General features: G+C 64.2%; 11 protein-coding genes. 5 read left to right on the forward strand and 6 right to left on the reverse strand.

Annotation, left to right across the window (positions count from 1 at the left end; all coding sequences use genetic code 11):
- Positions 1-55: 55 nt before the first annotated feature.
- Positions 56-1,069: an endonuclease/exonuclease/phosphatase family protein gene (locus BLW21_RS04160; RefSeq protein WP_139255075.1), complete on the reverse strand. Its 1,014-nt coding sequence runs from the start codon at positions 1,067-1,069 to the stop codon at positions 56-58.
- A gap of 106 nt (positions 1,070-1,175) precedes the next feature.
- On the opposite strand from BLW21_RS04160, the gene BLW21_RS04165 reads away from it, so the two are divergent.
- From BLW21_RS04165 to BLW21_RS04175, 3 genes are all read left to right on the forward strand, one after another.
- Positions 1,176-2,636 carry a DNA/RNA non-specific endonuclease gene (locus BLW21_RS04165; protein WP_092738183.1) on the forward strand — a complete coding sequence of 487 codons (1,461 nt, stop codon included), beginning with the start codon at positions 1,176-1,178 and terminating at the stop codon, positions 2,634-2,636.
- Between the two features lie 203 nt (positions 2,637-2,839).
- Positions 2,840-3,970 carry an MFS transporter gene (locus BLW21_RS04170; protein ID WP_092738184.1) on the forward strand — a complete coding sequence of 377 codons (1,131 nt, stop codon included), beginning with the start codon at positions 2,840-2,842 and terminating at the stop codon, positions 3,968-3,970.
- Positions 3,971-4,152: 182 nt separating this feature from the next.
- The gene (locus BLW21_RS04175; RefSeq protein WP_245711804.1) at positions 4,153-5,235 is read left to right on the forward strand and encodes an AI-2E family transporter; all 1,083 of its coding nucleotides are present in this window, start codon (positions 4,153-4,155) and stop codon (positions 5,233-5,235) included.
- A gap of 21 nt (positions 5,236-5,256) precedes the next feature.
- Here BLW21_RS04175 and BLW21_RS04180 read toward each other — a convergent pair whose 3' ends face one another.
- From BLW21_RS04180 to BLW21_RS04195, 4 genes are all read right to left on the reverse strand, one after another.
- Positions 5,257-5,844 (reverse strand): hypothetical protein, encoded by a 588-nt coding sequence (locus BLW21_RS04180; protein ID WP_092738185.1) that lies wholly within the window; start codon positions 5,842-5,844, stop codon positions 5,257-5,259.
- 144 nt (positions 5,845-5,988) lie between these two features.
- On the reverse strand, positions 5,989-6,897 hold the full coding sequence (locus BLW21_RS22030) for a nuclease A inhibitor family protein (RefSeq protein WP_092738186.1): 909 nt from the start codon (positions 6,895-6,897) through the stop codon (positions 5,989-5,991).
- Between the two features lie 289 nt (positions 6,898-7,186).
- A complete protein-coding gene (gene greA, locus BLW21_RS04190; RefSeq protein WP_092738187.1) occupies positions 7,187-7,660 on the reverse strand; it encodes a transcription elongation factor GreA in 474 nt (157 codons plus the stop codon).
- A 250-nt stretch (positions 7,661-7,910) separates the two neighbouring features.
- Positions 7,911-8,852 carry an NAD(P)-dependent oxidoreductase gene (locus BLW21_RS04195; RefSeq protein ID WP_092738188.1) on the reverse strand — a complete coding sequence of 314 codons (942 nt, stop codon included), beginning with the start codon at positions 8,850-8,852 and terminating at the stop codon, positions 7,911-7,913.
- Between the two features lie 215 nt (positions 8,853-9,067).
- Between BLW21_RS04195 and BLW21_RS04200 the strand changes: the two genes are divergently transcribed.
- A complete protein-coding gene (locus tag BLW21_RS04200) occupies positions 9,068-10,000 on the forward strand; it encodes a DUF3078 domain-containing protein (protein WP_092738189.1) in 933 nt (310 codons plus the stop codon).
- Between the two features lie 51 nt (positions 10,001-10,051).
- Here BLW21_RS04200 and rsmA read toward each other — a convergent pair whose 3' ends face one another.
- Positions 10,052-10,840, reverse strand: a complete 789-nt coding sequence (gene rsmA / locus BLW21_RS04205) for a 16S rRNA (adenine(1518)-N(6)/adenine(1519)-N(6))-dimethyltransferase RsmA (protein WP_092738190.1) — start codon at positions 10,838-10,840, stop codon at positions 10,052-10,054.
- Positions 10,841-11,137: 297 nt separating this feature from the next.
- Between rsmA and BLW21_RS04210 the strand changes: the two genes are divergently transcribed.
- Entirely contained in the window at positions 11,138-12,589 is a 1,452-nt protein-coding gene (locus BLW21_RS04210; protein ID WP_092738191.1) for a leucyl aminopeptidase family protein, read from the forward strand.
- The last annotated feature ends 162 nt before the right edge of the window (positions 12,590-12,751 follow it).

The raw sequence follows: 12,751 nt of genomic DNA on the forward strand, positions 1-12,751 counted from the left end.
GGATGGGTAGAAGCTGCGCCTGGATGCGCAATAACCCGGCCGGTTTCCCTTGCCTTTAGTCCACCAGCACCAGCTCGGCCAGCAGCGGAAAGTGGTCGGAGCCGATATCGGGCAGCCGCTCCAGCCGGCTCACCCGAAACTGCTTGGTCACGAACAGGTGGTCGAGCGGCCAGCGCATCAGCCACACCCGCGCATCGAAGGTGCTGAACAGCCCCCGGCCCAGGCGCACGTTGTGCAGCTCGCCGCTGGCCTCGAACATGCGGGTAGTATGCGACCACGACACGTCGTTGAAGTCGCCCAGTACCAGCGCCGGGCCGGGGTTCTGCTGCACCTGCTGGCCCACCTGCAGCAGGGCCAGATCGGGCGTACCGAGGCTGGTGGGGTGGCGGCTGGGCACCGGCGGCGTGGGGTGCACGGCGTACAGGCGCACCAGCCGGCCGTTGGGCAGGCGCACCCCCGTGCTGATGGTGGGCACGTTGGGCTCCTGAAAAGTATGCACCTGCGGGTTTTCCAGCGGCAGGCGCGCATACAGCACCATGCCGTAGGTGTTGGGCCGGGGCAGCTCGATGACGTACGGATACGTCCGGCGCAGGGGGCGGAGTGCGTTTACCCAGCCCTGATCGGTTTCCAGGGCCAGCACCAGGTCGGGCTGCTGCTCGGCCACGCGGGCCAGCAGCAGGTCGGCGCGGGTGTTTTTTTGCAGCACATTGGCTTCGAGCAGGCGCAGGCGGGCGGTGGTATCGGCGGCTTCGGCCGGGGTGGCATCGGGCACGGGCCGGGGAGCCAGCGGCAGGTAGGGCAGCAGGAAGTACAGCTGAATACCGGCCCCCAGCCCGGCCAGCACCAGCACCGTCCGTCGGGTGGCCTGCCGCTGCCGCCGCCCCAGTCCCAGCAGTCCCGCCAGCCCCAGCAGCACGGCCAGGTGCGTTAGTAGCAGCTGGAAACGCGGGAAGTCGAGCACCTTCAGCCACCACACCTGGGCCGTCAGCAACGAAAGCAGCGTAAGCAGCAGTGCCAGCACACTGATGACAAGAAGCAGATGGAGCAGGAAGCGTTGCAGGCGGGGCATAGGCAGCAGGAAAAGGAGACGGAATAGTAGCCCTTTTACGGCTGGTCGGCGAAAGATGAACATCTGCCCCGGCGTTGGATACTATCCGGCCGGGTATATTGCCCCCATGATTCGCCTTGCCCCCGCCCTGCTCTCGCTGCTGCTGAACGCCTGCTCGCCGCCGCCCACCGAAACCCTGCGCCCGCCTGCCCCTACCGGCCCGCCGGCCATTGCCGTGCAGAGTGCCCCCGCCCAGGCCGCCAGCCGCTTCCCCGAAACCTTCGAGGCGGGCAGCAAGGGCAGCTACGCCCCCGGCTCCGAAACGCTGGGCACGGGCCCCTGGCAGCTCACCGAGGCCCTCATTGGCACCTCGGAGCAGGACCACAAGCACGGCGCCCGCGCCGCCCGCCTACGCGCCGGCGGCCGCCTGACCATGAGCTTCGATGCCCCCGCCGGCGTGCAGACCATCCGCATCAGCTCGGCCGCTTACGGGCAGGATGCGGCCAGCACCTGGGAGCTGTGGGGCAGCCAGGACGGGGGGCGCAGCTACCGCCGCATCGGGGCCGCCGTGCGCACCCAGGGCCCGCGCCTGCTTACCACCACCTTCGAAGGCGGCAGCGCCCGGGCCCTGCGCCTGGAAATCCGCAAAACCGACACCGGCGCCGGCCGCCTCAACATCGACGACATCGGCCTGGAAACCGGCACCGGCGCGGCTGTGGTTGGCGGCGGGGCGGGCCAGCCGGGCCCGCTGCCGGGCCAAACCAGTCCGCCGCCGCCGCCGGTTCGTCCAACTACCGGCGTCGCGGCTTCCCAACCGGCCGAAACCCAACCGGCCGACAACCTGGCCCTCGGCAACCCCAGCGGGGCCACGGCCTCGTTGAGCACGCCCAACAACTACCTGCTTGCGCGGCCCCAGTACGCGGTGGGCTACCACGCCCGCCGGGGCACGCCCACCTGGGTGAGCTGGCACCTGAGCGCCGCCGACCGCGGCCAGGCGCCCCGCCAGGACGATTTCCGGGCCGACCCGGCTTTGCCCCGGCAGTTTTACGCCGTGTCGCCCCGCTCCTACTCGGGTTCGGGCTTCGACCGGGGCCACAACTGCCCCAGCGCCGACCGCAGCCGCACGCTCGACGATAACTCGGCTACTTTCCTGATGACCAACATGATTCCGCAGGCCGCCAACAACAACCAGCGCACCTGGGGCAACCTCGAAGAGTGGACCCGCGCGCAGGTAGAGCGCGGGCAGGAGGTATACATCATCATGGGCAGCTACGGGCAGGGGGGCACCGGCCTGCAGGGTTTCAAAACGACCATCGACGAGGGCCGTGTAACCGTGCCGGCCCGCGTTTGGAAAGTGCTGGTACTGCTGCCCGAAGGCGGCAACGACCTGCAGCGGATAGCAGCCGGCCAGGCTCGCCTCATTGCCATCGATACGCCCAACGACCAGCAGGTAAGCCCCGACTGGAGCCGCTACCGCGTGAGTATCGACGCGCTGGAAGCCGCCACCGGCCTCGACCTGCTCTCGGCCCTGCCCGTTGCCGCGCAGGAGCGGCTGGAAGCCCAGACCGACAGCGGCCCGACGCGGTAGCAGGGCCGGCTGGCCTGTAGCCGTTAGGGAAGAACGCGGATCAAGGCGAACGTCATGCTGAGCGCAGCCGAAGCATCTCTACCGCTTCATCTGAACCGATACAATGAAGCGGTAGAGATGCTTCGGCAAGCGGACGCAGGATGCAGCATGACGTTCTTACTACTCTACTCTTCACCCAAAACAGCCTCTCATAACCCAACCCCATGACCCACACCCCCCAAACTTACCGCTGGGCGGTGGCCGCGTCCTTCGCCGTGCAGGGGCTGTGCTTTGCCACCTGGGCCTCCCGGATTCCGGCGGTGCAGCACCGGCTGGGCCTGTCGCCGGCCGAGCTGGGCGGGGTGCTGCTGGCGCTGCCGGTGGGCTCGTTGGGTACGCTGCCGCTGGCGGGCTGGCTCGTGAGCCGCTTCGGGAGCCGCCGGGTGGTGCTGCTGGGCATGCTGCTTTATGGGCTGGGGCTGCCGCTGCTGGGGCTGGCCGCCACCGTGCCCCAGCTGCTGGCGGCGCTGGTGCTGTTTGGCATGGCCGGCGAGCTGGGCAACATTGGCGTGAACACCCAGGCCGTGGGCGTGGAGGCCCTGTACGGGCGCTCCATCATGGCCACCTTCCACGGCCTCTGGAGCCTGGCCGGTTTCGCCGGGGCCGGGCTGGCCGGGCTGCTGATTGGGCAGCACATCGGGCCGTTGTACCATTTTGTGGGCGTGGCCGTGCTGGTGCTGCCCACGGTGCTGCTGCTGGCCCCGCGCCTGCTGCCCGCCGATGCGCCCCGCCCGCCCGGCGCCCCGCTGCTGGCCCTGCCCGACCGCTCGCTGCTGCTGCTGGGCGTGCTGGCCTTCTGCTCGCTGCTCTGCGAAGGCACCATGTTCGACTGGAGCGGGGTGTATTTCCGGCAGGTGGTGCGGGCGCCCGAAGCCTGGGTGGGGCTGGGCTTCGCCGCCTTTATGGCCCTGATGGCCACCGGCCGCTTCGTAGCCGACTGGTTTATCGACCGTTACGGCCGCCACCGCACGCTGGTGCTGAGCGGGCTGCTGGAGGCCACCGGGCTGCTGCTGGCGGTGGCTTTTCCTACGTTGGGAGTGGCTACGCTGGGTTTTATGCTGGTGGGCCTGGGCACGGCGGCGGTGGTGCCGCTGGTGTACGGGGCGGCCGGGCGCTCCACTACGATGCCGGCGGGCATGGCGCTGGCGGCCGTTACCACGGTTGGCTTCCTGGGCTTTCTGCTGGGCCCGCCGCTTATCGGCTTCGTAGCCGGCCTCAGCAGCCTACGCGTTTCCTTCGCCCTGATTGCCGCCATGGGCCTGGCCGTGGCCGCCCTGGGCCGCCGGGTGAAGTAAGAAGGGTTCGAAGCCACCGGTCATACGCCAGCGCCCACCCCTCAGCCAGCTGCAGCCAGGGTTTCGGGTACTTGATTCAGAAACAAGCCCTCCGGTGCGTTTGGGCGGGGTCAGGGGCGGCCTTCGACAGAATGACGGGCAAGCCTCTACTTTTAACTTTCATCCGTTCACCTTCCCTGCCCATGGCTTCCGACACCATTTACACGCCCCGCCAGCAATACGTGCTGCTGATTGTGTGCCTCGTCGGCCTGACGGCGCTGATATTGCTGGGGCTGGGCTCCTACATCACGGCGTTTCTGGGCGCGGGTGTGCTGTACGTGGTGCTGCGGCCCTGGTTTGCGGCCCTCGTACACCGCCGCAACTGGAGCCGGCAGCTGGTAACGGCCGGGCTGCTGGTGTTTGCCTTCGTGGTGATTATTCTGCCCTTCACGGGGCTGGTGCTGATGCTGGTCAACCGCATCCGGCTCTACGCCCAGGACACGAGCCAGATTATGCATGTGCTGCACCTGGTAGAGCAAAAAACCGGCTACCAGTTCACGACCGAAAACAACGTGCGCGACCTGGTCCAGCAGGTGGTAACCTGGCTGAGTACCCGCATTCCGTCGCTGGCCAGCGGGCTGCTGCACTTTATGGTCGTTATCGGCCTGATGCTGTTTACGCTCTACTTCATGTTCGTGCAGGAAGAGGCCTTCCTGCGGGGCCTGCGCCGTTATCTGCCCTTCCGCGCCAGTACGCTGCAGGAGCTGGGCGATGCGCTGCGCAACACGGTAAACGCCAACGTGCTCGGCCAAGCGCTCATTGCCCTGGTGCAGGCCCTGCTCACCACCTTCACCCTGCAGATATTCGGGGTGCAGGATGCCCTGTTTTGGGGTACACTGGCCTTTTTTACCGCCTTTATCCCGGTGCTGGGTACGCCCCTGGTGTGGGGGCCGGCGGCCGTTCTCAAGCTGGCCCAGGGCCAAGTAGGCCAGGGCGTGGGCATTCTGCTGGTGGGCGTCATCGTCATTATCAACATCGACAACCTGCTGCGCATTGTGCTGGCCAAGCGCATGGGCGACATTCATCCGCTCATCACGCTGGCCGGGGTGGTGCTGGGCGTCGAGCTGTTCGGCATCCTGGGCCTGGTGATGGGGCCGCTGCTGCTCTCCTATCTCATTGTGCTGGTGGGGGTGTTCGAGCGCGAAAACCGCAGCCGCAAGCGCCTCCAACACAAGCGCAGCAAGCCCCTGCCAGCCCCACCGAAGCTACCGCTGCTGCCCGAGTAGCCCCTCGGACGGGTAGCACTACTACGGCTTCCAACCCTCCGGCATGGGCTGCTGCCCCCGCACATCGCGCGACCAGAACTCGCGTACTGCGCGGCCGCCCGACCGCGAGTACATGTGGTGTACGGAAAGTGTATCGGCCGGCGTTTGGTAGCCGAACTGCACTACCACGTTGTGCGTCACCGAGTCGCCGTCGAACATAGCCGGCAGTTGGTAGTTCACAAATTCCAGGGAGCCATCCGGCCGGTAATTTTTCCAGATGCCTTTGTAAGGCACGCTATCGGCGGTCGTAGTATATATATTTTCGGCCTGCAACTGCCCGTGCTTCGAGAGGCGCACCCAGGTACTGTGGGGCGTAAACTGATAGCGGCCGTTCTGCCAGCGCACCCGCAACGGCCCCTGGTCGAAGTAAGAGTGCCAGATGTCGCCGTATTTTTTGTGGATTTTCTCTACTACCTCCCCACGCTGGGCCGCCGCCACTTCTGCCGGAGTCAGGTGCCGCTGATACTGGCGGTAATAGATACGCTGCCAACCAGCGTCGGAAATTGGCTTTCCCGCGAAGTAAATGCCGCCACCCAGCGCCAGGCCAATCGGTATCAATAGCTGCCACATAGCCTACACACTCCTGCGCCGGCCCGCTGATTTGCTGGCCGGCAGTCAAATATAAAGGCCTGCCCTCAGTCTCTGGTTAAGATTGACTGAAAGCAGACCTTTTGAAAAAACCTCACCCGAGAGCAGCGAAACCTAAACCTATTCTCAGGTTTCCGTCAGCACCGTTTTAAAACCCTGCAGCCGGCCACCTTCGCCCTCGCCGAGCACCAATACCGGCACCTGCGGGCCTGCCCCGAAACGGTACACCTGTGTGCCGCTTAGCTCTTGCTTGAGAAACATCTGCAGCTGCTTGAAGCGGTTGGCCGTTTCGGGGCTACCGCTCACGCCCTCGTCGGCGGTGTGGTTGCGCAGGAAGTAGGTCAGCTCCTGCCGCTCTACGCTCGTGCCGGCCGGTACGCCGGCCAGCTTGGCCAGCGCCTCGTCGGTGAGGCCGCCGGCCGGGGCCGCGAAGCTCACCGGCTCCAGCGACGCCTCCGACTCACTCACATACTTAAGGCCCTGGGTCAGGTCGCGCAGGGGCTCCGGGGCCGCGTCGTCGGGCGCTGCAGCGTTGGGGGCGGGGGCCTGGAAGGCGTCGGGCTCGGAGGCCTGCACGGTTTCGCGGCCGCCTTTGGTGTCGCGCGGGTCGGCGGGCATTTCGGGTGTGCCGGCTACCACGGCGGGCACCTGGGCCCCGATGGCGGCGGCCAGCGCGTTCATGCGCTGCTCGCCGACCTTTATTTTGGGGTTGGCGAAGTTCATATCCGACACGTTGTGCATCGGAATCAGGTGGATATGGGCGTGGGGTACTTCGAGCCCGATAACGGCCACTCCCACGCGCTTACAGGGCACGGCTGCCCGCACCCCGGCCGCCACGCGCTGGGCAAACAGGTGCAGCGCCGCAAGCTCGGCGGGCGGCAAATCGAAGATGTAGTCGACCTCCCGCTTCGGAATAACCAGCGTGTGCCCCTCCACGAGCGGCGTAATGTCAAGAAAAGCCAGGTGATGCTCGTCTTCGGCTACCTTATAGGCGGGCAGCTCGCCAGCCACGATACGGGAGAAAATGGAAGGCATGTGGTGAGGTGGTGAAATGGTGAGTTGGTGAGTTGATGTTCAAGTGGCTTGGCGGCGCGGACGGTGGGGCGGCAAAACGAAGAGGCTTCTCCGCCGGGCCAAAAAAAGGGCAGCCGCTCCTGATTGTCCCAAAGTACGGGACCGAACGCAAAAAGGGCGAAGCCGTAGCTTCGCCCTTTTCACTTAGTGCTGATATAGTGAGATGGTGAGTTGACCTTGCAAAGACCGATATACGCTACTTGCGCCGCCAGGTCGCCGGTACGTCAACTCACCATTTCACCACCTCACCTTAACGGCTGATTTCGAGTATCTGGAACTGTAGCTTGCCGGCCGGCACCGTAATTTCGGCCGTGTCGCCTACCGATTTGCCCAGCAGGCCCCGGCCGATGGGCGACTTAACGGAGATTTTACCGGTGGCTAGGTTGGCTTCTTCCTCGGCTACCAGCGTGTAGTCGAGAACCATGCTGTTCTTGAGGTTTTTGAGCTTCACCTTGCTCATAATAAGCACTTTGCTCAGGTCGAGGTTGGTTTCGTCGAGCAGGCGGGCGTTGCCCAGTACTTCTTCCAGCTTGGAAATTTTCAGCTCCAGCAGGCCTTGGGCGTCCTTGGCGGCGTCGTACTCGGCGTTTTCGCTCAGGTCGCCTTTGTCGCGGGCCTCGCGCAGGTCGTCGGCGGCCTTGGCCCGGCCCCGGATTTTAAGGTCCTGCAGTTCCGTTTTGAGCTTCTGAAGGCCTTCGGGCGTATAGTAGTTGATGGTTGACATGACATGGGTGGGATTAGCTCAAAAAAATAAGGAGAACGGCCAGCGTCGCTGGCCGTTCTCCCCCTGGTAGGTGCTGGCAAATATACGAAAATCGGCGAAAGGGTAATCGGGTGATGGAGTGAGCGTCGTTCGGCACGTAGCGAAGAATGATGCGGGCTGCTGTTGGGTTATATATTGCAGCGGTTTCGAGTAAGATTCTTCGCTTCGCGCTGAATGACGCGCCTTTCCTCCTCTACACCCTCTTGTCCCCTCACCGGGCCAAAAATACCCCCAGCTTACGGGCCAGCACGGCATTTATACGCTCGTAGCTCTGGAAAGTCCAGCCGCCGATGTGGGGCGCGAGCACCACGTTGGGCGCCGTGCGCAGGTAATCGAAACGGGCCTGTTGCTCGGGCGTGAGGGCGGTGAGCTTCTCGTTCTCCAGCACATCGAGGGCCGCGCCGCGCACCTGGCCGGTGCGCAGGCGCTGCACCAGGGCGGCGTGGTCGAGCACTTCACCGCGGGCCGTGTTCAGCAGCCAGATGGGATTCACGAAGCCGGCCAGAAATTCCTCGTTCACGAAGTGGTGGTTGGCCGCCGAGTAAGGAATGTGCAGGCTCAGTACTTCCGTCCGGGCCTGGAGCTCGGCCCGCGAAACCAGCGTGGCGGACGCGTCGGGCGGGCAGGCGGGGTCGTGGTCGTGGGCCAGCACGGTGCAGCCGAAGGCGCTGAGGCGGCGGGCAAACGCCCGGCCCATGTGCCCGTAGCCCAGCAGGCCAATGGTTTTGCCCCCGATTTCCTCGCCCCGGTTGGCCTCCCGGTGCCACTGTCCGGCCTTCACCTCGGCATCGGCCCGCGGAATATGCCGGAACAGCGCCAACAGCAGCCCGATAGCGTATTCGCCCACCGCGTCGCGGTTGCCTTCGGGAGCATTAAGCAGAGCCACGCCCGCCTCGGCTATGGCGGCCTCATCAATATTATCGACCCCTGCCCCGGCGCGGCACACGTAGCGCAGGTGCGGGCCGTGGGCCAGCAGCTCGCGCGTTACGTGCAGCTTCGAGCGCACCACCAGCCCCGCGTAGGGGTGGGCGGCCAGGGCAGCGGGCACTTCGGCGGCCGTTAGGTTGGGGCGGTAGTGCAGCGTCAGGCCCAGCGGCTCCAGGTACTCGGGCAGGCTGGGGTGCATGTCGTCGATGATGAGACAGAGGGACATCTTTTTCGGGTATAAATGGCGACTGGCAAACGGTTGGGCGAAGGTATTGCTATCTGACCCAACCAGCCGCCGAAGCGGGCCTGAACTACCGCATATCCACGCATCAGGAGGCCGTCGGATTTCGCGCGGGCTCCTCTCTTTTTCACCTATTGCCCATTCGATCATTTAATACCTTTAGCCCGCCGCCACTGGCTTTATTGCTTAACCCAGCCCTTATGAAACACGTCTTTATTCTGGTCTTGCTCCTCGTACTGGCAGCCTGCGCCGCTTTGCAGGCAGCGGCCCAAACGGCGCCTGATGCTGCCGTGGTGCCCGACTCGGCCTGGAAGAAAAGCTTCACCTCGACGCTTAATTTTCAGCAGGGCCTGCTCTCGTCCAACTGGCGCGGCGGCGGCGTCAGCTCGCTGGGCCTGAATGCCTCCATCAACGCCAAAGCCGATTACCAGCAGGGGATTCATAGCTGGGACAATCAGGCCGACTTGCTTTATGCCTTCGTTTCGAACAAGGGCCAGGGCTACCGCAAAAGCCTCGACCGGATTTACCTGGACACCAAGTACGGCCGGGCAATGAGCCCCAAGTGGGACATGTTCGTGTCGCTGAATCTGCTCACGCAGTTTGCGCCCGGCTATAAGTACTCCGACGATGCCAACGGCCGGCAACGGGCGCAGCTCGTGTCCTCGACCTTCGCGCCGGCCTTCCTCACGGCGGCCTACGGCTTCGAGTATCACCCCACCAGCTACTTCAAGCTGCGCCTCTCGCCCTTCGCCCCGCGCCTGACGGTGGTGAGCCGCCCCGAGCGGTTTGTGGCGGCGCTGGGCGAAACGCCCTACGGCGTCAAACTGGGCCGCTCCACCCGTTTTGAGGTGCTGGCTGCCCAAATTCTGGCCGAGTTCGACAAGGATATTGCTACTAACATGAACCTGAAGGCCCGCTACCTGCTGTTCGCCAACTACGGCTCCGACTTTGCCCTGCGCCGCATCGACCACCGCCTCGACGCCAGCCTCACGGCCAAAGTTAACCGCTACGTGAATGTGGCCCTGACCGGCATTTTACTGTACGATTACGACCAGGATACCGCCGTACAGTACAGCCAGGGCCTAACGCTGGGCCTCATCTACTCAATGCAGAACTTCAAGGCGAAGAAATAAAAACGATGTAGGGGCGGGGCTTAGTTGCGCCCCTACACCGTGCTGGTAGCGTTACTCGCTTTTATTTGCCGCCACGCGGTTGGTCAGGTCCACGAAATCAGCCACGCTGAGCTGCTCGGCCCGCAGGTCGAACACGGCATCGGCGGTAGTTTCGGGGGGCATGCCGAAGGGTTTGAGGGCGTTGCGCAGGGTTTTGCGGCGGGTCTGGAAAGCCTGTTTCACGACGCGGAAGAACAGCTTCTCGTCGCAGGCCAGTTGCTCAGTATCGTTGCGGGTGAGGCGAATAACGGCCGACTGCACTTTGGGCGGCGGGCTGAACACGTGCGGCGGCACCGTGAACAGGTACTCAATGGTATAGAACGCCTGCAGCAGCACGCTCAGGATGCCGTAGGTTTTCGAGCCCGGGCCGGTGGCCAGGCGGTCGGCTACTTCCTTCTGCAGCATGCCCACGCTTTCGCGCACCTGCTGGCGGTGGGCCAGAATCTGGAAGTAAATCTGGGTGCTGATGTTGTAAGGAAAGTTGCCGATGATGCTCAACGGCTGCTCGCCGTAGAGCGCCGTGAGGTCCATTTTCAGGAAGTCCTGGGAGTAAATTCGGTCTTCGAGGGCGGGGTAGTGCTTCTGCAAGTAGGCTACCGAGTCGCGGTCGATTTCCACCACGGCCGTTTCGTACTCCGGGTGCAACAGCAGCGTCTGGGTCAGCACACCCATGCCCGGCCCGATTTCTAGCACGTGCTGCACGCCATCGGGCAGGCGCAAGGCCTCCACGATGTTGCGGGCAATGTTAGGGTCGTTGAGAAAGTGCTGACCGAGGTGCTTTTTGGCTTTAACGAAATCCATTTGGGCGTGGTGAGGGGCGGAGGAGCAGGTGGTGTGGTTGGGAGGATGCTGGAGGAGGAAAGAACGTCATGCTGAGCGGAGCCGGAGGCGAAGTCGAAGCATCTCTACCGCAATGCTAATCCTGACGTCGGGGTTGGTTTGGCAACGAAGCGGTAGAGATGCTTCGACTTCGCCTCCGGCTCCGCTCAGCATGACGTTCTTTCAATCCTTAAACTCCTAAACTTCCTACCTTCACGGCCAAAGATACGCCGCGGCCGGTCGTTTCGGCCGGTGCTTCATTCCAGTTCTTTCCCGCCCATGTCCCTGACCCTCGCCTACGCCGCCGATTTTCCCGCCATTGCCAGCACGGTCTTCATCCTGCCTGCCGGCACCACCGAGCTGCCCGTAACGGCCGCCGCCGACCTGCCCGAAGCCGCCCGTAGCTACGTAGCCGCCCAATTGGCCGCCGATGAGAAGCTGGTAGTTGTCAACCAGTACAGCCATCATCATTATTATATTGTAGCTGAGGACAAGAAAACGCCCGCCCTAGGCCTGGAGGCGCTGCGCAAAGCCGGCCACCAGCTGCACGCCCGCCTCAAGGCCGATAAGGTGGAGGAGCTGTTCATCTGCAACCTCACGCCCGCTGGCGCCTCGCTGGCCCTGGCCGAAGGCCTGGCCCTGACCGCCTACCAGTTCGCGGGCTACAAAACCGACGAGAAATCCAAGCAAGCCCCCACCCTGCAGCGGCTCACGCTGGTCGGCCCCGATTTGTCGGCGCAGAAGGTGGCCGAGCTGGAGGGCGTGCTACAGGGCGTGTACCTGGCCCGCGACCTGGTGAACCGCCCTTACAGCCACCTCAATGCCACCCAGCTGGCGCATCAGTTCGAGAAGGCCGGCGAGGAAGCTGGTTTCGAGGTGGAAGTGCTGGACTTGGTGCGCATTGAGGCCCTGCGCATGGGCGGCCTACTGGCCGTGAATCAGGGCAGCCCCGAGCCGCCTACCTTCAGCATTATGGAGTACAAGCCGGCCGGCGCCACCAACGCCAAGCCGATTGTGCTGGTAGGCAAGGGCGTGGTATTCGACACCGGCGGACTCAGCCTCAAGCCCACGCCCAACAGCATGGACATGATGAAGTGCGACATGGGCGGCGCGGCCGTAGTGGTGGGCGTGCTCACGGCCCTGGCCAAAAACAAGGTTCCACTGCACGTAATCGGGCTGGTGCCGGCCACCGACAACCGCCCCGGCGGCCCCGCCCTAGCCCCCGGCGACGTGATTACGATGTACAGCGGCCTGAGCGTGGAAGTGCTCAACACCGACGCCGAAGGCCGCCTGATTCTGGCCGACGCACTGGCCTTCGCCAAAAAGTACAACCCCGAGCTGGTGATGGACTACGCCACGCTCACCGGCTCGGCGGCCCGCGCCATCGGCATTGAGGGCATCGTGTACATGGGCACCGCCGACGAGGACGTGATGGCCGACCTGAAGAAGGCCGGCAACGTCACGCACGAGCGGCTGGTGGAGTTTCCCCTCTGGGATGAGTACGCCGACCACATCAAGAGCCCCATTGCCGACATGACCAACCTGGGCAAAGCCGAGGCGGGTGCCATTTCGGCCGGTAAGTTTCTGGAGCGCTACGCCGAGGGCTACCCCTGGGTCCACTTCGATATTGCCGGCCCCGCCTTCCTCACCGCCCCCGACTCGTACCGCGGCAAAGGCGGCACCGGCACGGCGGTCAGGTTGACATATGAGTACCTGAAGAACCGGGCGTGAGCGTGAAGGACAGGCAAAGAACGTCATGCTGAGCGCAGTCGAAGCATCTCTACCGCTTCGTTGGAGCTTACTACTGCAAAGAAGCGGTAGAGATGCTTCGGCTCCGCTCAGCATGACGTTCTTGTTTCTGTTCCGCCTTCACTCAGTTCCACCTTCGCTCAG

Origin of the sequence: Hymenobacter psychrophilus (assembly GCF_900107135.1) — a bacterium.
Lineage (GTDB): Bacteria > Bacteroidota > Bacteroidia > Cytophagales > Hymenobacteraceae > Hymenobacter > Hymenobacter psychrophilus.